This window comes from Moritella sp. PE36, assembly GCF_000170855.1.
GTDB lineage: Bacteria > Pseudomonadota > Gammaproteobacteria > Enterobacterales > Moritellaceae > Moritella.
In genome coordinates, this window is the sequence record NZ_ABCQ01000002.1 from 88419 (window position 1) to 109185 (window position 20767).

Annotated in this window: 17 protein-coding genes and 1 tRNA gene; 5 read left to right on the top strand and 13 right to left on the bottom strand. The window is 39.1% G+C overall.

Annotated elements, in window-relative coordinates:
- Positions 1-41: 41 nt before the first annotated feature.
- The 4 genes from PE36_RS02070 to traF form a co-directional block, all read right to left on the bottom strand.
- A complete protein-coding gene (locus PE36_RS02070; RefSeq protein ID WP_006030283.1) occupies positions 42-968 on the bottom strand; it encodes a LysR family transcriptional regulator in 927 nt (308 codons plus the stop codon).
- Positions 961-3414 carry a GNAT family N-acetyltransferase gene (locus tag PE36_RS02075; RefSeq protein ID WP_006030284.1) on the bottom strand — a complete coding sequence of 818 codons (2454 nt, stop codon included), beginning with the start codon at positions 3412-3414 and terminating at the stop codon, positions 961-963. Before PE36_RS02075 ends, PE36_RS02070 begins: the two co-directional genes overlap by 8 nt.
- 17 nt (positions 3415-3431) lie before the next feature.
- A complete protein-coding gene (locus PE36_RS02080; protein WP_006030285.1) occupies positions 3432-4253 on the bottom strand; it encodes a crotonase/enoyl-CoA hydratase family protein in 822 nt (273 codons plus the stop codon).
- Between the two features lie 171 nt (positions 4254-4424).
- Positions 4425-5588 carry a conjugal transfer protein TraF gene (gene traF, locus PE36_RS02085; protein WP_006030286.1) on the bottom strand — a complete coding sequence of 388 codons (1164 nt, stop codon included), beginning with the start codon at positions 5586-5588 and terminating at the stop codon, positions 4425-4427.
- A gap of 277 nt (positions 5589-5865) precedes the next feature.
- On the opposite strand from traF, the gene PE36_RS02090 reads away from it, so the two are divergent.
- Positions 5866-5953 (top strand) — tRNA-Ser (locus tag PE36_RS02090).
- A gap of 156 nt (positions 5954-6109) precedes the next feature.
- Positions 6110-6652: a hypothetical protein gene (locus tag PE36_RS02095; protein ID WP_043993653.1), complete on the top strand. Its 543-nt coding sequence runs from the start codon at positions 6110-6112 to the stop codon at positions 6650-6652.
- Between the two features lie 234 nt (positions 6653-6886).
- Here PE36_RS02095 and PE36_RS02100 read toward each other — a convergent pair whose 3' ends face one another.
- The 8 genes from PE36_RS02100 to PE36_RS02135 all read right to left on the bottom strand — a co-directional run bounded on the left by PE36_RS02100 (position 6887) and on the right by PE36_RS02135 (position 16912).
- On the bottom strand, positions 6887-8236 hold the full coding sequence (locus PE36_RS02100) for a hypothetical protein (protein ID WP_006030288.1): 1350 nt from the start codon (positions 8234-8236) through the stop codon (positions 6887-6889).
- A 1-nt stretch (position 8237) separates the two neighbouring features.
- Positions 8238-9140 carry an EamA family transporter gene (locus PE36_RS02105; protein ID WP_006030289.1) on the bottom strand — a complete coding sequence of 301 codons (903 nt, stop codon included), beginning with the start codon at positions 9138-9140 and terminating at the stop codon, positions 8238-8240.
- A gap of 22 nt (positions 9141-9162) precedes the next feature.
- The gene (locus PE36_RS23645; RefSeq protein WP_052298048.1) at positions 9163-10977 is read right to left on the bottom strand and encodes an alpha/beta fold hydrolase; all 1815 of its coding nucleotides are present in this window, start codon (positions 10975-10977) and stop codon (positions 9163-9165) included.
- Positions 10961-12307 carry a condensation domain-containing protein gene (locus PE36_RS02115; protein WP_006030291.1) on the bottom strand — a complete coding sequence of 449 codons (1347 nt, stop codon included), beginning with the start codon at positions 12305-12307 and terminating at the stop codon, positions 10961-10963. The genes PE36_RS23645 and PE36_RS02115 overlap by 17 nt, the downstream gene beginning before the upstream one ends.
- Positions 12304-13809, bottom strand: coding sequence for an FAD-dependent monooxygenase (locus PE36_RS02120; RefSeq protein WP_006030292.1), 1506 nt, complete (start codon positions 13807-13809; stop codon positions 12304-12306). Before PE36_RS02120 ends, PE36_RS02115 begins: the two co-directional genes overlap by 4 nt.
- A 97-nt stretch (positions 13810-13906) precedes the next feature.
- Positions 13907-14905: an aldo/keto reductase gene (locus PE36_RS02125; protein WP_006030293.1), complete on the bottom strand. Its 999-nt coding sequence runs from the start codon at positions 14903-14905 to the stop codon at positions 13907-13909.
- Between the two features lie 569 nt (positions 14906-15474).
- Positions 15475-16176: an HAD family phosphatase gene (locus PE36_RS02130; protein ID WP_006030294.1), complete on the bottom strand. Its 702-nt coding sequence runs from the start codon at positions 16174-16176 to the stop codon at positions 15475-15477.
- Positions 16163-16912 carry an AfsA-related hotdog domain-containing protein gene (locus tag PE36_RS02135; protein ID WP_006030295.1) on the bottom strand — a complete coding sequence of 250 codons (750 nt, stop codon included), beginning with the start codon at positions 16910-16912 and terminating at the stop codon, positions 16163-16165. The genes PE36_RS02130 and PE36_RS02135 overlap by 14 nt, the downstream gene beginning before the upstream one ends.
- 246 nt (positions 16913-17158) lie before the next feature.
- On the opposite strand from PE36_RS02135, the gene PE36_RS02140 reads away from it, so the two are divergent.
- The gene (locus tag PE36_RS02140; protein WP_006030296.1) at positions 17159-17908 is read left to right on the top strand and encodes a hypothetical protein; all 750 of its coding nucleotides are present in this window, start codon (positions 17159-17161) and stop codon (positions 17906-17908) included.
- A gap of 163 nt (positions 17909-18071) precedes the next feature.
- Here the strand turns inward: PE36_RS02140 and PE36_RS23650 are convergent, their stop codons facing one another.
- Positions 18072-18704 (bottom strand): acyl-homoserine-lactone synthase, encoded by a 633-nt coding sequence (locus tag PE36_RS23650; RefSeq protein WP_006030297.1) that lies wholly within the window; start codon positions 18702-18704, stop codon positions 18072-18074.
- Positions 18705-19146: 442 nt separating this feature from the next.
- Between PE36_RS23650 and PE36_RS23655 the strand changes: the two genes are divergently transcribed.
- Both PE36_RS23655 and PE36_RS02155 read left to right on the top strand, forming a co-directional pair.
- The gene (locus tag PE36_RS23655) at positions 19147-19812 is read left to right on the top strand and encodes a thermostable hemolysin (protein ID WP_006030298.1); all 666 of its coding nucleotides are present in this window, start codon (positions 19147-19149) and stop codon (positions 19810-19812) included.
- Between the two features lie 206 nt (positions 19813-20018).
- The gene (locus PE36_RS02155) at positions 20019-20753 is read left to right on the top strand and encodes a LuxR family transcriptional regulator (RefSeq protein WP_006030299.1); all 735 of its coding nucleotides are present in this window, start codon (positions 20019-20021) and stop codon (positions 20751-20753) included.
- The last annotated feature ends 14 nt before the right edge of the window (positions 20754-20767 follow it).

The window sequence follows — 20767 nt, forward strand, 5'->3', positions numbered from 1 at the left end:
TAATCATAGAATGTAAGTTGAAATGAATAAAATGACTTATCCTACTTATCAGCAGTCCCATTTGGAATGTTGATAGTTAATTGAGCATATAATTCATCACGCAGCCATTTATGCGCCAAATCATGGTCAAAACGGGGGTGCCAGATGATTGCGGCCTGTAAAATAGGTAATTTAATGGGTAAATCTTTGCGAATAAATTGCTCACCGATGATCAATTTATCGGCTATAGAGTTGGGGATGGTTAATAAATGGTCAGTTTTAGCTAAAATGCTAAAGGCCGAAGAATAAGATGGGATGCGTAATGCCACCTCTCTAAATAGCCCTTGTGCTGATAACGCCACATCAATGTCACTGGCTTTATCCGCACCCGAGGTAATAATACTATGTGGATATTGCGTATAATTCGCTAACGTTAATACTTCATTTTCTAACGGGTGCCCTTGGCGCATAATACACACGTAGTTATCTTTCTCTAGCGGTAAATAGGAAAGGTGTTTATGTTCAGGACGAATAATCGTGGCGCCTAAATCAATCTCACCACGCTCCATCGCTGCCAGGGTAAACTTATCCCAATAGGTGAGATTAAGTTTAATATTTGGTGCATGCAGATACAAATGAGCAAGCGCCGCTGGCAAAATATAATCGGTGACATAATCGGTTGAAGCAATTGTAAATTCACGCTGTGATTGCAAGGGGTCAAAGCCCCCAGTCATCAATAAACCATCGATGTTATTCAAAATTTGCGCCAGCTCGGGTTTTAACTGCTTGGCTTTTTCGGTTAACTGACTTTTATTATCCATTTTAATGAGCAAAGGATCGGCGAATATCTCGCGTAACTTAGCCAGGTTTTTACTCATTGCCGATTGAGTGATGTATTGACGCTGTGCTGCCGCCGTCACTTGCTGCTCTTGCAACAAGTACTGCAAACTGAGTAATAAGTTTAGGTTGATACGTTGTAAATTAATCATTTAACTTTAATTTTAAATCTGCGTTGCCTTCACGATAATCCATTGTCACTTTAAAGCCACAATATTTCGATAACTTAATCATGCCCGAGTTGGTTGGCATGGTGAATCCGACCATATTTTTTAAGCCTAATTGACGACAAAACTCAATGATTTTCAACATTAATGCTTTACCTAAGCCCTGCCCTTTTAGATCTGAACGTACTGAAATGGCAAACTCGGCTTCAGACTTATCCCAATCAAAAATTGCCCGTACCACCCCTAATGTTTCAGGCTGACCCATCGGGTTTTTCGCACTGGCAATAAAGGCCATCTCACGTTCATAATCAATTTGCGTTAGCATTGCCATTTCAAAGTGGCTGAATTTAGAACGTGCGCCAAAATAACGTAAATAACGATCATCTGCGGTTAATGAAGAATCAAATGCTTGATGCTCTGGTTCATCCTCATGACGAATAGGTCTTAATAATACCGCTTTACCATTTTTCATGGTATAGATACTTTCAAGCTCTTTCGGGTAGGGTAAGATCGCTAATTTTTGCTGTGAACGGCGACCACGTAGGCCAATGCTAACGTTATCTACCTTGATGTTATAAGCAGTACGTCCTAATTCTAATGGCTCCAACAAGATCGACTTTATCATCGGGAAATCAATAATCATCTGAGATATACGGGTTAATATCTCACAGAGTCCGTCCATATTTAAGCGTACCGATAAACTGCGTTCTCGAATAATGCCTTGCTTGATAGCGCCGACAACAAGGTAACGAGATAGCGCCATATTCAGCGGTGGTAAAGCCACACCAGCATCTTGATCGATATCCCAGTCTCCACCCGCTTCGCCTAGGCAAATAATTGGCCCAAACGCAGCGTCATCAATCACCTCAATCCGAAGCTTATTTACCTCATCTTTGGTTAACGTCGTATCTGACATAATGCCGTATGCACTGAGTAATAAGTTAATCCCTTTGTCGTTAATTTCTTTGACGCCGATACGCATGGCTTTGTCGACCATGATCTTAGCGTCAGCAATCAAGCCAGGATTTAAATCAGCTAATGTCTCAGGTGTTTGGATCAGTTGCTTTTGGTGACGTCTAAACTTAACAATATAATTAAAGGCATTGACTGCGACTTCCGGTGTGCCGTATGACGGAATACCAGCTTTAATCAAGGTTTGACGGGCAATACGCCCACTGGTTTCGCCCATCCATGACGTGAATATAATCGGGCCTTTTTTGTTGTTTTTAACCAGCTGAGGGATCAGTTTTTCTGCCGTGATATGACACTCTTCCGTCACCTGCGGTGCATGAATAATTAATAAGGCATCATACTGTGCATCTTCTAACACAATATCTATCACCTTACTGTATGCCTCGGCATCAACACCACCGAGAATATTAATCGGGTTCATGCTGGTAATTTTACCCGGCAGGGCTTTTAACAATTTCTGCTCGGTTTCATAACTTAATTCAGCTAATTTACAGCCTGATTTAATCAATACATCAATGGCCATATAGGCTGGAGAGCCACCATTGGAGATGATCAACATTTTATCACCACGCACAGAACGTTTGACCGTCGCAATGGTTTTGATAGCAGATAGTAACTCGAAGGTATCATTCACCCGTAACATCCCCGAGCGTTGGAATGCGGCGGTGTAAGCGGTGTTATAAGAGATCTTATTGCGGCGGTCTTGTAGTAACGCCGTTGCGCCACCGATGTTGGAACTTGAACGCACCACCACAATCGGTTTTTTAAATGCCGCGGCTCTGGCTGCAGACATAAAACGACGGGTATCAATAATATTGTCGACATACAGCGCGATCGATTTAGTAAAGCGATCACGACTTAAATAATCAATCAAATCAGCAAAGTTAACGTCAATCCGCGTACCAATAGAAATAAAACAGGAGAACCCAACGCCACGGGTTTCAGCCCAATCAATCATAGATGTAGCAAACGCGGCCGATTGTGAAATAACCGCCACATCACCAGCTGGCGGGGCAACATGAGCCAAGCTGACATTTAATTTTAGGCGTGGATTTAATACCCCTAAACTGCTCGGCCCTAATACTCGGATATTGTATTTTGCAGCGATTAAGCCAATCTTTTCCCAGGTATCAGCATTGCCTTCATAAGGTTCATCGCTAAATAAAATAACCGCTTTACAACCAACCTCGCCCAGTTCTTTCACGATCTTGGCAACAAAACGAATCGGTGTACAGATTGCGCCAAGATCCGGCGCTATCGGTAAATCACTCGGTTTTTCATACGCTAAAATCCCACAGACATTATTAGCCTTTAATGATATCGGCATAATCGGACCATCATACTGACTGGCAATTAAATTTTTAACGACCCAATAACCAATACTCTCGGTGCTATTTTTAGCGCCAATAACGGCAATTGATGAAGGTTCTAATAATGCTTTAATATTCAGTTGGGACATAGTTATAAGACCGCCTGTTAAATACTACGTTTTCTATAGGGTAATGATTTTTTGACAAAATTACGAGTTACAGCCACAATTTGATTCCACTTACCCATGACTTTTCTCTGGGTTTGAGTTTCCATTACTAATACTGCTTGCTCTGATGCCACCCATGTTTCGTTAAGTAACGATTTCGCTGCGACAATCGCATCTGGTGAACGGGTTTTGAGACTCTCGACAAAGGTCATCGCCGCCGCCATCGGATCATCACAAACATGAGTAACCAGACCATACTTCTCAGCTTCGATACCGCTAAACTTACGCCCCGTCATGGTTAGCTCTTTAGCAATATCAATACGGGTTAGTTCACGCATGGTGACCATGCCACTCATATCAGGAATTAATCCCCATTTAATTTCCATCACCGAGAATTCACAATCAGCCGTGCTATAACGAAAATCTGCACCGAGCGCTATTTGTAAACCACCACCAAAACACACACCATGAGTCACAGCAATGACTGGCACCGGAATTTGACGCCACAGATAACCCACCTTTTGTGCAAGATTAGCCAGCTCGCCTTCTTCACGTTTTAAGAGTTTACCGGGATTGAGGGGGTTTTTGATAATACTTTTGACATCAAGACCCGCGCAGAACACCTTACCATCACCGCGTATGATCACTGCTCGGATGGCTTTATTACTAGCGAGTTCTGTCGCAGTATTATCTAATGCATAAAACATATCCATGTCTAACGCATTATATTTAGGGCCTCGATTAAGGGTGACTATCGCCACTTCATCGATAATTTCCACGGTAACACGTGGTTGTTGTGCGGCAACTTGACTATTTGGCATCTCTTACATTCCTTGTGTGATACCAATCGCAATAAATAAATGTTCATTTAATGCAATTGATATGCGATTCAATAATAAATCGTATAACAAGATAGTAGAGCAAAGAGTGACTTTAGTTTATGACATATCTCAAGTTTTTACATGCTTAGAGCAAATGCCCGAATTAGGTGTTTAAAACCACAGCATGGTTTGTGCTACTAGGCCAAATTTATTTGAACCGCCATAACTGGCGCCGAGATCAAGGTGGAAAACATTAAATGGTGACAAGCCAATACCAGCCGTGAATACCTGCCCTTTGTTACCTTGCAAATCGTTGGTATAACCAGCACGCAGTTGCATTGCCGACTGCAAACCAAATTCTGCACCAATCTTCAGCATCTGGGTATCATCAAAATCATCATTGACCCCTGACAAGCTAACGACATCTTCATAACGCTGGGTTTTATTTATATCTATATCCATAGCCAGCGTTGCATAATCACTACTCCAACTTAGCCCTGTGGTCACAACAGGGTGTAGATTATAACTCGCGCTTGACCCGTTCATCGGTTTTAAATCCACTTCTTGCGGGATCAAATTTTTCACTACAGCACCCGCGCTTAATCCATATAACAGGCCAACTTCCATACCTAAGTCAAGGTTGAAGCCTTTCTTATCACTGCTCGCACCGTCTTTGTATTTATCCGGATCAAAATTGTCGATAGTTTGTGAGTAATTATAGGTTGAAATAATATTGTATTTCGGTGATATACCAAAGTGCATGCCACCATAACGAGTATCGAACTTACGCGCGAAGGTCATGCCAAATTCAACCACCGAAATAGCATAGACACTCATTTTAGAATCAACATCGGTATCAGCCAGATCATTATCTAAGACGTCGGCAAACAAAAAGGCATCGGCATAACCTTTAATAAACACATTGGTGGAGTAATAACGCGTTGGCACAGAAGCAACCAGACCAAAACCCGCTTCTGAATAGGCTTTATCGCCCGCAAGTTGGGTTAATGCGGCATCAACGATCAAAGCATCAGCAGGTAAGTTCGCATTAGCAATAACATCATAAAGATTTGAGGCATCATTGAATAATTCATCAGGATCATCGAATTGAATACCCAGTACCGGGGCTAATAAACCAAAGTCATCACGTACGTCATGCTTGGCGGCCATCGCAGGATTGTGGAAAGAAGCAGTAACATAATCTGCAGTAGTAACACCTACTCCACCCATTGCATATGAGCGCGCGTCGAACTCGGTTGCAGAAAGTTGGCAACTTGTAACGGCAATGCCCAATGATAAAGACAACAATAATGATTGGCTGAGTTGAGTTTTCATCAGATCATGAATCCTTATGATATTTGAATAGCGACATGTTCCATCGCACAAATTATAAGGTTTATATCGTCATTTCAGCTAACAACTTTAGTTAATTTCGTGTACTCACACAAAAAAACAGCACGATACCTTGCTTAAGGGTTAGTCACGAGTGGCTTTTACAGACTTTTATGCTCAGTAATGCAGCAGTCAAACTGCAAATATGAGTTTTTGATTGACCTTTACGAGGTGATTACCTACAGTACGCATCGTTATATTTTATATAACATTCTGATTAGGTGACGTGTCCGAGTGGCTGAAGGAGCACGCCTGGAAAGCGTGTAAAGGGTAACCTTTCGAGAGTTCGAATCTCTCCGTCACCGCCATCAAACTACATTGAGATGCTTAGCGCATCTTTTTTTGTACCTGAAATTCAGTAAAACTAATAATACCACCATTGTTCTTTGTATCTTTTCTTAGATGAATTAATATTAACGTAGCAGATATCTTTCATTTTTAAATTGTCGTACGTAGGTAAAAAATTGAGTAAAAATAACGAATCAAATTTAGTTGCCGGTCGAGAATGTGGAGAATGCACAGCATGCTGCGTTGTACTTCAGATTGATGATGAAAACTTTAAAAAGCCTGCCGATCAAGTCTGTAAAAATTTAATGGAAAAAGGCGGCTGTAAGATCTATACCAAAAGACCGTCTGTATGCCAAGACTGGCATTGTGCATGGCGATTCATGCCGCAGTTAGATGAGAGCTGGAGACCGGATCTATCAGGGATCATGGTTCGCTCAGATGAGAATGGTATTATTTTCCAACCGATTCACGACCCTAAAACCGTATTTATTACAGCACAAGCAATCGAGTTAATTGGTGGTGGTGTTGCCCAAGGCATTCCTATGTCTATGTCTATTCCAATTAAGCAAGGTTATCGTAGTTATAGCACCTCTCTTAATAAACCTTTAGCGGCTGCTGTAGAGGCTAGAAGTCTGCCGATGATCCAAGATAAAATGCTGGAACTGATTGAATTTTCACTCGCACAAAATACCGCTATAATTCCAATCATCGAGGGTTGAAGTGGCGTAGTCACATAACCGATTTGATGCGAGTCAGCTTATAACATGCTGAACAGGGATTAACCCTACATGATTTATCAGCAAGGTAAACGCAAACTTTAAATCCGTTTTTAGCGAGACCAATGCCAATCACTTTAATGTTATAATGAATGCCTCATCAGTCTTAATACCAGCAATTAAGTTTGGTATAAACTGCCCATATTTGGTGCTGAGGCATCCATTACATCACACAAATTAAGCTTGTTTAAGCTCCGTATAATGACTATCAATAAACTGCCAATTTTCCATTTCAAATTCAATTTTTGATCCCTGTACTACAGTCACATTACCACAATTGAGTCGAATAGCGCCTTGTCTTGTTGATAGAGGCTGGTATTCAATATACCCAAGCTTTTCTGCCGCACCGATAATATGCTTTTTGGCTCGACATAATTTAACATTAAACTGTGCTTCATTATCTCCGATCATCTGATGCAAAGCTTCTCGTTCCACCCAGCCAACCAATAAAGGATCGACATGACCATCACGAGTTAACATCGTTTGATATTGCTGGTAATATTCCCTAGCAAGTAATAAGAGTACATAATGATGAACGCGTTCACCAAGTTCCTCAATCACACCATTAACCATCAATTGCATTTTAACATGCCAGTCGTTGGCGCTTACATCAAAACGAATGGCGATATTGTTGCTTAATTCAACCTCCGGCACGCTATTATTTTTTAGCATATTCGCTACAGCCCCCCTATTTACATCATCATTTACCGTATCAGCTCCAATGTGGGTTAAAGATGAATCATCAACGGTAAGCCCATGAAGATACATAATATACCTCTGCAAAGCCTGCTTATTCAAGGGTTCGTTGTGGTTGCTAAACGCTTGCATTAACAAGGTGACAGGCAATGCTTGATAGGCAAGTTCTAAATAACTGGCGGTAACATGTATATAATTAATACCCGAAGTTATCGCCATAATTGCGTTTTCCTTAGTGTGGAATCCAACGCCAGAAAAAGCACATTCAAATTCTAATGATTTTGAATAATTAGTGGCATTTAACGCCGCTAAAAAACGTTTAATTCCCGAAGGAGAAAATAACGACAAATCATCATTAAAACAAATACGCTGTACACCGGACAATTCGCACATTCTGACAATTTTAATCAGCTGACTTTGGGATATTTGAAAGGCATTTTTAAGTAATAATCGGATACTTACTTCACCAGTGTCAATAAAATACTCCAATAATTCTGCGCAACGATTTATAGCTGCTGAACTCGATATCTCGTCCAAATTAAGCTCCACATAAATCTGATGATGTACTACAGATTCTTCCGAGGTGAAGTAATATCTAAGCTGTTCATAGGAAACTTTACCCCAAACGTGTTGGTGATGATATAAACCGCTTAACAGGCTTATATCGAGTAATTGCCCATCAAACTCAGCTTGTTGACTCAAGTTAACTAGGTTTTCTCCTCTTTGTTCGCCAAAAGCATTTAACAGTGGCCCATTATATTGATGGCTACTTGCATCAATAAAACCATGAAAGCTTTCTGGGTAAATATATTTATTCCAATCATTTTTCATTTTAGTTCTTCCTTGCTGTTGTGGTATTTACAGTATCGTAGACAGAACAAATACCGTATACCGCGATGCCTGACCAAAGAATGAAAAATCCTCTCAGAACACCTGTAGATATATCTTCACCAAAAATCCCTATCGCCACAAATAGCATTAACGTGGGGTTTAGATACTGCAGCAACCCTATGGTAGTTGCCGATAAAAAAACAACACTGCCAATGTAAAGCAATATTGGTAACGTTGTTATCGCACCAAGTGAGAGCAATAACCCCCACTGACTCGCGCTAAAATTAAAACTCAATTGAGTGAAATTCAAGACGATAAAAATCAGTGCAGGCACTGCAGCAAAACCCGTTTCAACCGTGAGTGTTGCTAATGGTGCGATGGCCTTCGTTTTCTTTAGTACCGAGTAATAGGCAAAAGTTACGGCGATGGTAATGCTAATCCAAGGCAGTGAGTCGGTATAACGCTCATTAACAACAATTACCGCACCAAGAAAACATAAACTCATTGCAATCATTTCAGCCCGGGTAACACCTTCTTTTTGACGCCATTTAAGTAAAGCTACACTTAATAGCGGCGCCAGGAAATAACCAAAGCTGGCTGAACTAAGTTGATTTAAACTGATACTAAAAATGACTAAATACCAGTTACTCGATATCAGCACACTGCTGATAAATAATACCTGCCACTCATTCTTATTTAGCTGACGAATAATCTGCCAGGTCGAGGGGATTAGTATTAATAATAAACCACAAAACATCATCGAAAAAATGATACGAAAAGCCAGTACCTGTAAATTATCAATGGTGGACAAGGCGTTGAAAATTAATGTCGCCAGCGACCAGAGAAAAAAGGCACAGATATTAGCTAGCAGCGCTAGGGTAATGTTTGATCTCGAATAGGTCATAATTAGCTTCCTGTTTAATTATTTATTCGTTTACTAATATTACTTTTCCAATAGCAGCCCCAGAAGCTGCAAATTGATGCGCAAATTCAGCGTGCTCAAATGAAAACTGTTTATCATCCAGTAACGGTTTTAGCTCGTCACGTTCAATAAGCGTTTTTATTTTTTTCAATATATAGCGATAAGACTCGGTATCACGCCCCGATAGCATTGGCCATAAGACATTGATAAAATGTAAGTTTAACTTTCTGCCTGCAGCTATAGTAAGATCAACATTACCATCGGCTAAAGTCATTACCACATGGCCGCCAACTTTACAGGCGGATAGTGATTTGTCGATATTACTATTGCCAACAGTATCGAAAACCAAATCAAAACCACAACCTCCGGTTAAGCGATTAACATAATCTTCAACCTCTTCCATTTTATAATTCACAGTATCATCGACGCCTAGCTCTCGGGCTAATTTTTCTTTTTCTTCCGAGCCAACGGTGGCATAAACAGACGCTCCCAGTTGCTTCGCCAGCTGAATAGCTATATGACCAACACCACCAGTACCACCATGTATCAATACTTTCATCTCACCGTTGATGCCAGCGGCCTCCAGCCCTTCCCAAGCTGCAATGGCAACTAAAGGTAATGCCGCGGCCTGTTGAAAATCCAAGTTTTCAGGCATTTTACTAATGCTCCAGTTATCGGCCAGCATCACATCGGTTAATGCGCCTTGACGCCTAGCAACGCCACCGGCGCACCCATACACTCGATCACCGGGTTCAAATTCACAGACCTCGTCACCAACTGCCAAAACAATACCAGCGACATCAGAATGCAGTACTGTAGGATATTCTGGTTCTAAGTGCGGTAACTCGCCCCGGCTTATCTTGTAGTCAAAAGGGTTTACACTGCTCGCTTTAACCCTGATTGCTACTTGGTTTGTTCCAGGCTTGGGCAATGGCATATAGCGTTCAATAAATATTCCCGTTTTAACTTTTTTATCTAATATAAAACTACGAATTATCTGCTCTGGAAAACATTGTTTTATAAAACGTTCTAAATGTAGATTAAAAATAACTGGAGACTCAATATGAGGGCAGTGATGACAGTCGGCAATAAACAAGCTATTTTCGGCAAAAATATCTTGCAGTTCGGGTTGATTAAAGTACTCATTATTAATGAATCCATCCAGTTCGCCGACGATACTCATTTTTGCGATATCAGTGCGTTGCAATATTTGAATTTCATCTTGTAATTCATCTAAGGTGAAACCGGTTAAAATGCCAGGGCGTACATCCTGATGAGTATTGTTAATCGATTTAACCACTTTGATCCAATCAGCTAAAGGTAATACGTCTTCATTGGCAAACTGCTGAGCCATCTCAATTATCTGCTCATCATTTAGCTCATTGGAAAAAATCAAGCCACTAGTGGGTTCAGGTAAAAATGCGTCAGTGGCTGTTTTACTGTTAAATGGCGGAGCGCCTACCAATAAGATCCCAGCAACACAGTTAAGCTTAGGTAAGGCATCAACAATAGCGTGGCCACCGAGGCTATGCCCGATGACGATAATGTTTTCCAGTTGCAGTTCATCGATAAACTCAATAATTTGCATTACGCAACCGGAAAAACCATATGAACTATTATTTTTAGCCGCAGAAGATTCACCATGCCCTAAGAAATCTAGAGCGATACAGCGGTAGCTTTTACCTAAATGACTTAGCTGATGGTGAAACACTTCAGCACAGGAAGAATTACCATGTAAAAATAATAATGTCGGTCCGACCCCCGTCGTTTCCAGATAACTAACAGTGCCTGAAGGCAGTGATTTATATAGCCTTTTCATATTTAACTCCATGTTTTTTTGACAGGATCCGTTTGATATTTTGTTCAAACAATACTTGAATTTTTTCAGCTGTCTGAGTATTCAGCAAAGGTATACTATAGGTAAATGCACAGCTCATTTGATGATCTAAGCTAGCAATATGCAATGCGATTGCAAAATTACCACCATTACGGTTAGCAAGGTTACGATAACCAACAATGCTAAAATTTTCATAGTCTTGCATTAAATTAAGCTGACCATGGTTAGTCATAGCAACATCATGTGAAAACGCTTTGATGCGCTGCAAACTTTTTGCTCTCTGACGTAATAGCGCTAAGCTAATATCATCTTGCACCGATGTAAGTTGTTGGGCACTGCTGCTTAGTTTCTGCTGGTAGCTGTCAATAAATAAATTTAATGATGTTGATACTGATACTGTATGAGGTAGTACTTTGATATAACAACCAATCACATCGTCATTAATGCCCGCTTGTACACGGTTACGTAAAGATACCGCCGTCAGACAACTTATTGAATTGCGTTGTTGCAGTTCGGCGATCGCTCGACAAAAAGCGTAGGTCAACAAAGTATTCAGTGTTGAATTTAATTCTTTGCTGACGACCTTTAATTGCAGCATTGTTTGGTGATCAAAACAAGTTTCAAGATAAGCACTGCTACGTCTTGATATTTCAACACTTTCTTCTACCTTCCACTGAGGTACTATTAATTCAACTGGAAGATCATCAGGGGTTTCTTTACTCGCAATCGACGTTTCGTTAGTGACAGTCTTGAGTAATTTTTTTTCCGTTACGCCCTTTTCTTGCAGGGACAAAAATTGTTCTAGAGCCGGTGCGACAGTTTGTTTATTCCTCGCTAAGCTGTTAACCCCCGTTTGATAATAACCTAATAATGATTCAACCAAGGTGGCAATAGATAAACCATCAACAATTGAATGATGGAAAGTCAGGGCAATATGGCTACATTGTTTTTTAGCATCTTCTAGCAAGACCACTGCAACTAATGCTTTATTCGCTAATAACAAACTATTTAGACAAACAGTTGTTGCATGCGATAAATCATAATTATCACTTAATGTAATCTTGCTAAATATTGACTCAGCTTCATGATGAGTCTTATGCAGTTCAAAGGAGGATTTTGTTGTCACCAACCGACTTGATAATATCTCAAAGGTTTGCAGCCACAAATCAACTGCAATTTTTAATCTAGCTTGATCTAACATTACATCAAGATCAACCACCGATGTGGTCTGGGTATTTCCAGCCAACTCATGCATTACAGCCATTCGGCTTTCAATCGATCCCAACGGGCGAATAAGGCTAGTATGATTCATGCTGCAGCCGCCACATTTGAATAATATACTGACAAACTTGCTATAAAGTCCGCGATATTTCCGGTATCACCCACATATTCAATGATGTTATCGGGCCTTACCAAAATAAATTGATCCGCCGTTAACAGCTTATACTGAGGATCGCTAAGTTTATTCACTCGAACTGATGCACCAAAGCTTACCTGAATAGCGAGTTCCAAAGCCTGTAAATGATTGGAGGTTATAGCATCATTTACAATCAAACTGTGTTTGCCTCCCCCTGTGATAAATGTCGATAAGTCCGCTGAAAAATTGATGCTTGCCAATAAACTGCCAACATTATATTTTTGCTCAGGGTCAAGCGGTTTTTTACTGTAATTAAGTTTATAACCAGATGAAAACATAGGGAATTCCTTAATGAAGCCACGATTTCGAACCAGAGGTAAGAACTTGGTTTCATCTTCCAGTTGATGGCGGTCTAAACCCGCGATCATTGAAGTATTGAGGTCGGTAACCTTCAGTAATTGCTCTGCATTCCAATGGCGTTCCTCTGTATAGCTGTCAAGTAAGGCTTCAGAACTTAAACCATTAAGTACATAACCTAATTTCCAGCCTAAATTAAACGCGTCTCCTATCCCGGTATTCATACCAAAACCACCGATAGGGCTAAATAAATGCGCGGCATCGCCAGCAATAAAAACATTACCACGACGAAAAGAGGGTGTGGCTCGATTATAAAAAGGCGCAGCAGATAACCAGGTAGGTTCTGATATTTTAATATCAACATCTAGTTTGGCGATGGCTTGCTTAATATCATCTAAGGTTGGTTTATTTTTTTTCGCTATAGGGCCATCGGCTTTAATCACGATCCTGTGATAGCCTTCAGTTAAAGGTAAAACAATAATAAACCCTTGTTCTTTTATGTAGTAATAGCTTTGTGTTAAATCTCTATCCCAAGTTAACTTAACGTCCGCCAGAATAAAATGCAGATCATAGTCATAACCACTGAAAGGTAATGAAATCTGTTCACGAGTTTTACTGTTTGCGCCGTCACAACCGACTACATAACGGTATTCCCGGTTTTCTTCTCCATCACGAGTATTTAACCTGACCTGCACTGCTTGCCCGGTTTGCTCTAATGAAACTAGCTCTGTGCCCCGTTCGATTTGATAACCCAATTCACGGAGTTTGTCTTCCATTGCAGCTTCTGTATCCGGTTGTGGCAGCATTAAAAAATAAGGGTATGTGGCCGATACCCGTTTAAAATCCAATTTAAATAAGCGTTTATCATCATAAACCAAATTAACTATAGGATTTTTCTGACCTTTTTTTAATAAAGATTCTGCTATTCCCAAATCCGCTAGCATATCTAAAGTAGCAGGGTTAACACTTAGGGCTTTAGAGCCAGAACATTGTTTATTACGTTGTTCAATAATTCTAAAAGGGATTCCAAATCGATGTAACTGTAATGCGGTAATCATGCCGGTTGGTCCGCCACCAACAATGAGAACTTCCTGATTCATAAGTAATCGACCTTATGGTAAAAATCAGACTCTCCCCCTAGATCAAGGTTAGAGCCGATAATATTAAAAGAGTTTTATCACTTGGATAACGTTAAATTTACAAGTTAGTCCCGTCTAGAATAGCCTGAGGATAACGAGCGCCATAAATGTTGTCGCTGGAAAAAATACTGCTTAAGGTCGTGATTATTTTGGGGCTTAAATCAACTTGTAATGCACCAAAGTTATCTCCCAGATATTTCACTCGTTTAGTTCCCGGAATAACATGTAAATTGTCATATTGCTTTAACAACCAGGCCAGTGATAATTGTGCTGGAGTACAATTTAACTCTTTACTTAGCTCCTGAACTTTAGCGACAAGCTCGAGATTTTTAACGATATTTTCTTCCTGGAATCGAGGTAATTTCGCACGGAAATCCTTGTTAACATCAGCCTGTTGAATATCAGCCTTAGTTATACCGCCGGTTAAAAAACCACGACCCAACGGACTATAGGCGACAAAGTTAGTTCCTAACGCTTTACAGGCCGGCAAAATTGTCTGTTCAACGTCTCGGGACCATAATGAATACTCACTTTGTAATGCTTCTACATGATGAACTTTACTCGCACGTTCAAGGGTCTCTATCGATACCTCAGATAAACCGATAGATTTAATTTTACCTTCCTTAACCAATTCAGCGAGTGCTTCCATAGGCTCTTCGATAGGGGTATTTGCGTTACGTCTATGCATATAATAAATATCAATGGTCTCGACATTTAGACGTTTCAACGATGCTTCACATGCTGCTTTTACATAGGCTTTCGTGTTATCAATAATCAAGTTGTATTTATCATTAGGGTCACGACGAATACCAAATTTTGATGCAATAACGACATCATCACGCTTTGAACCTAGCTCTTTAGCAAACTGTCCAACAAGCTCTTCATTATGTCCTGCGCCATACATATCAGCGGTATCGAAATGGTTGTAACCCATATCAAGTGCCGCATGAAGTGTTTTTAATGACTCAGGATCATTACGATCACCATAAAATTCACTCATGCCCATACAACCTAAACCAACAGCCGCCACAGTTTTATTTGCGATACTTCTACCCATAACAATTTCCTCATTTAATAAAAATTAATTTGACTCAATCAATGAGCCTTGACTTAATGACACAACTCTAACAAACAATATTTAGCCTGATGTCCCCTCGATATCCGGTTTAATTTTTACCAGCATCGTATTCATTGGTTATGACCAGGGTTAAAATTCGTTCAGCTAATTCTTTGTTATCGCTATATTACTGAATTAATTTTTTCGGCCTACTGACTAGAGGTACAGGCAAGGTAAGTTTTATTTCTGAAGTGATGACTTCCATTTTATTTTATGGCTTGATTGAATAATCGTTTTAACAGTGTATCAATACCAATTAAGATGAGCTGAATTTGAAATAGACTAAGGTTTACCATTCAGAGTGGAGGTTCATTGATTTTTTCAATTAACATTAAGAGAGGGTTTTGGATTCGATAGATGAGTAAGGCCGGTTTTTTAACTCCGGTTATTGGGAAATCAGGCTGGCATCGTCATATCTTATTATCGACTCAGGGTCAATTCACAGGTTGGCGGCTCTGACCGCGAACCTGTGAAATACAAAAATAAAAATCCAACGACCACCCCCTTTTTTATCGCACAACACCAGCCGTAAGTACTGAAAAATATTTGGTTTTATTTGCCAGCAGAGTCTTATCTTCAGGGTTTACCAGGCAGCCTTTCCCTACGCTATCCAACATAGGGAAATCACTGATATCATCACCATAAGCGACTGAAATTTCACTAACATCTGCATTATCAAATTGCTGAAAAAAACGGCGAATATAATGTGCCTTGCCCTCCCCGATACAAGGCAGATCGTACAGGGTGCCCATATACTTTCCACCAGCTTTTGTCTGAGGGGCACATAAAATCGCATTCACATTTAATTGCTCAGCTAAAGGTAGTAACATCGCTAGCCCTGAACCCGAAACAAACACTATATTATAACCTTCTTCCTGATGATGCCTTAGCCGTGCTAACGTGTGTTGGTGAAAAAAATCGGCTTGCCCGCAGACACTCAGATACCAGGCTTGAGCCTCCTTAACCAAAGCGTTCACCGAAATACCGTTAAAGAGGCTGTAATAATATTCATTAATATGCTCCCTCGGGGTACTTTCAGCAAATAAGTATTTAAGCTTAACGTCCACCTCATCTATCAATTCAGCAGAGATCAGGTTAGATTCTCGTTGCAAGTAGTTCATAAAACTGAACATACTTTTAATTGAAATTAAGGTGTTATCAACATCGAAAAAAGCACAAGGTTTGGTCGTTACCAGATTATGCTGCCACATTTTGCGATTCCTTATTATTTAGAATATATTTGATTGCATCACATGCCATCACCTCTTCTTTTTTCTTCAGCCACTGTGAGCTATAAGTGCTAAAACTTGTAGATACTTCTGCACAAACAACGCCGTTTTGCACCGCATTCATGACCACATCAAAATAGTGAACGCCTTGTTTTTTTACTTTATGAGTTTTTATTTCATATTCAATGGTCATCGGTAACGGAAACGCAAAATTCAAGTACTGTGAATTTAAAGAATTAATCACAAAGTAGCTGGAGAAATCATCTTCTTTAAGAAAGAATGCCTCAGTGATGGCTAAAAATGCCTGACGGGTAGCTTCTGTAATCACCATGCCCTGTACATGGTGCCCGGTAACATGATCACTCATTTCATCACAAGCATCATCAATAATGACATCTATCTCGAATTTACTTTCACATATCCGGCGCGGTAGACCTAACATTGAATTTCGAGGCTGATGTTTATGCACATACTTTCGCCCTGATTTAACCGTTTCCTTAAATTCTAATAAGTTACTTAACCCCACATTTTTTGCAGTCTTAATCAATAAAGAAACTTGAGCCTCATTAAGACCTTGCCCTAGTTTAAAACGAATATTTTTATCCGTTATTAAATTGTTTCTTAATATATGTAGCGCTTCACTCACCGTTAATACGCCCTCATTTTCCGCAAAAAACTCAAATTTATCTCCAACAATAATCATATTTTCAATATTCATAACTTGCTCCTATAAAGGTCTAAAAATTAAATTCAAAACATGAACAACACTTTAAAGGAACAACAGCCAGAAGTTAATTACGCAAGCTATCGAAACATTTCGGGAACAAACGATGAAATTGAAATAGGGAGAGATTGGTGATGAAACAGACTGAAATACCATTTCATCCAGTGAGTGATTATAGTTATCTCATCACGAATCAAGCACTACAAACTTAAATTAAATTTCAATTCAAAGGGTATATGAATGAAAACAAGCATCAATAAAACACTCACTTTACTAACAACGTTTGCCTTATCAACATCTGCAGTTATGGCTGAAGAAGATAATTATCAGCAATATATTCAGGATGAATATTTAGAGCAATATACTGTTGATGAAAATAGTTTTAATAAAAATCATGTCAGTAAGCAAATGCTTAGACGCGGATTAAGAAATAAGACATTTCTTGCTAGTTTAAATAAACAGCATGCTTACTTTGAAGGTAGTCAAATCGTTAGACGTTTCTTTTTATGTATTCCGGAAGCTTCGAATCAAAAATATAATCTGGAAAGAATGGCGCAAGTAAATGAATGTTTTTACGATATCGTTAATCCAAATATAGAATTAGACTTAAATGGATCGCTATCTACAGGCATAGACTCGACCATAAGCATTGCCACTGAGGGGCTGGCACAATTACGACAAAATGCTATTTTTTCACCGACCTCTTTTTATGTCAGCCATTATCAACCGGGTAATAAACCAGGTACTGGCCGCATGGAGTTTAATTTTAATGTTTTAGTGCATCAGGAAATCATTCAGTCAACGGATGTGGTGTTACCGTTCGAGCCAACCCTCGGACCACAACTGTTTATGAGTAATAATACTTTAGGTGTTATCGCCACAGAAACGGGTAAATGGACCATAGACAAATTAGTCGTGAAATCAATGTTTACCGAGCTAAGGCCAGAAATCAACTATAATAATCCTTTTCCTTATTACCCAATAGATTAACCTATGTTAGTCTCGATTTGAGACTGATATTTAATTATAAAAACAGAGCGTTGCCAGCTTTAATTAGGGGTGCACCTTAAATAAAATAAAGTCGGTAACTCTTTTGATTTTAAAAAAATCACTTCAAGGTCTTCAATCAGGTCAAGCCTAAGTTATCAAAAAATCACGCCACAAATTGCTCTTCTAGAATATTGTAATCTAAATAATAATCCGGACAATTTTCGATAAAGCTTTCTACATCGATACGGGCAGCAATGGTTCTTACACTATCTGGCATGATCGTGGTTTTACCTAGTTGCTTACAATCAAGCCCTCGATGGTTAAGTAAAGCAAATATTTCCTGGGAAACCACTATATACCAATGCTTAATATTGTTTTCTAATGAAAATTTCAGCAAACCTTTGATCAACATATCACATAACGTAAACTGCTGATGTAACTTAAGTCGACGAAATTTTTCATCAACAGCAAGTCGCGTTACCTCGACACTATTATCAAGAAATTTATGCTCTTTACCTTCGTTAAGTAAAAATGAGAAGGTGTCTGTTAATAACCAAGGGGTATGTTGAGGAGTTATACGCATATAAGCGTTCACTTTTTGGTTTTGAGAAATCAGTATATGATTACTGGTAAAGTCAAATTTGTCGATTTCTAAATTATCCTCTTCTTCGGCAACCCATCCAAGCTCTTTAGCAAAAACATCATGGCGTAACTTAAAGCAATTTTTTAATAATGTATGGCTTTTTGCTACTGCTAACTCAAAACCGTTTTCTTGCATAAAAATATTGTTTTCCATGACTTATCATCCTTTGGTCGAATAAAACTTTTGATTAATTAGCTTGTTTTCTTGAGTTAAATGTAATCAATTTTGGTATTCGAAATAACCGACCGTAAGGTCAGCTGTACCACTGTACAGGGGGGAAGATAAGTGGCAATTCACGCCAATTCTAATCAATGAACGTGCTTATATTTATTGGCTTTTCATCTGTTTTTGCGCTTGTGTTTACTGTGTAGTTCAGGTCAGACGTAAAGAATTGTTGTTTAATCGATTGCTATATTTCACTCGACTATGGCTCATGAATAAGGGCTGTGCACTTTCATCCATCATTCATGTTTACATTTCAAAGCAATGATATACGGTGAAAACACCTCGTAAGATGTTGAAACATAATGAAATTCACTTTCTGTTTTTTGGCGTTTAATCTAGTTGTAACGTTCATCATTAGTAGGAGACAGAAATGCAATTATTAACAAGCAGCGGTACCATTTACACTGTAGGTAAAGGTAGTGAGGAATATAAAAGCCTTGCTAAGCTCGTGTCCGAATCTTATCTCTCGATACATAAAGCTCATATTGAACCAACGCCGGATGAATTTGTTGCGATGCAGGTGAGTAATTTTAGTAAAGAAGATTTTGCTGGCGCTTATGGCGTCACCTATCCGAAATTTGGATCATTGTTTTCAGAAAAATATATAGATCATTCAATAGAGATGATTGCTTCTGAATTTGCAGGTACTGAGATTGTTCGGTCTCAAATTTGTGAAATTGGCTCATTTTCTTCTTTTGGCTATAAAACTGCGGCATATAAATTACTAGAAACGTTGCCACAAATCTTATGGTCAAAAGGAATGAAATTTACTCTGGTTACCTTAACCCCTGTTGTTGAAAAGATAATCAATAAACTAGGTTATATCTATCATCCTATTGGCGTCGCCGATATCAGTAAGTTACCGATGGAGCAGCGACATAAATGGGGATCATATTACGATCATAGACCGACAGTCTTCCTCGTTGATATTCTTGCTAGCGCCCAAAGCACCTTACCTTTACAATTTGGTCGGTTTAATATAGATGTGATCAAGATAAATGAGCCCGTCAGCCAAAAGTTATTAAGCGCAGCCTGATCATGATAAACAACGTCACTCGTAGATAATTTTTTATCTAAAGGTTTTTTAGTCATACATTGCTAAGCAATTGTTACCAATTGTTAATAACTTGTTATTATAAATTGATTTTATCGTGTGTATTTACTTATAAAGTAATATAGTTAGAGCAAGGGAGCTAAGTGCTAATAACCCAATATAAATTATTTAATGATAGGGACATCATTATGAAAGACAAAAATAAGCTGATTAAGCTCTTAGATATTGCTGATACTTGTATCAGAGCAAACAGTAATTCGGATTCTATATCGGATATTCTGACGAAAACCAATGAACTGATCCCCTTTCAAGCAGCCACTATTGCTATCGATACAAATATAGAATTTGCTTTAACGGCAAAACAACAAATTTTCACTCAAAATCTCAGTGAGGAGTGGCAGGAAATTTACTTTCAGCGTAAGTTTTTCAATCAAGATCCGATACTAAGCGCAATTGCAAATACCACATCGGCTGTCGACTGGCGTACAGCGACGAGTCAAGCTAACTATATAAGCGACGATTTTAAACAAATGTCGAAAAAATATGTTGGTAGTGACGGTCTTTCCATACTGGTTAAAACGGATGTTGGTTCGACCTTGATCTCTTTAGTGATACCGGAAAGCAGTCTGGACGCAGAACATAATCAATTAATTGAATATATTGCACCTCATATTCATGAAGTATTTAATCGTCAGGGGGAAAACATACGTAAAAGTTTATGGAAGCCCAATTTGTCAAAACGTGAATTAGAAGTACTTAACTGGGCTAAAGAAGGTAAAAGTAATTGGGATACATCACTGATTTTAGCTATTTCAGAGCGTACTGTTAAATTTCATTTCTCTAATATTTTCAAAAAACTAGAGGTTGTAAATCGCTCTCAAGCAATCGCTAGGGCAATTCATTTTGGTTTGGTTTCCGTTTAATCATACCAAGTCCA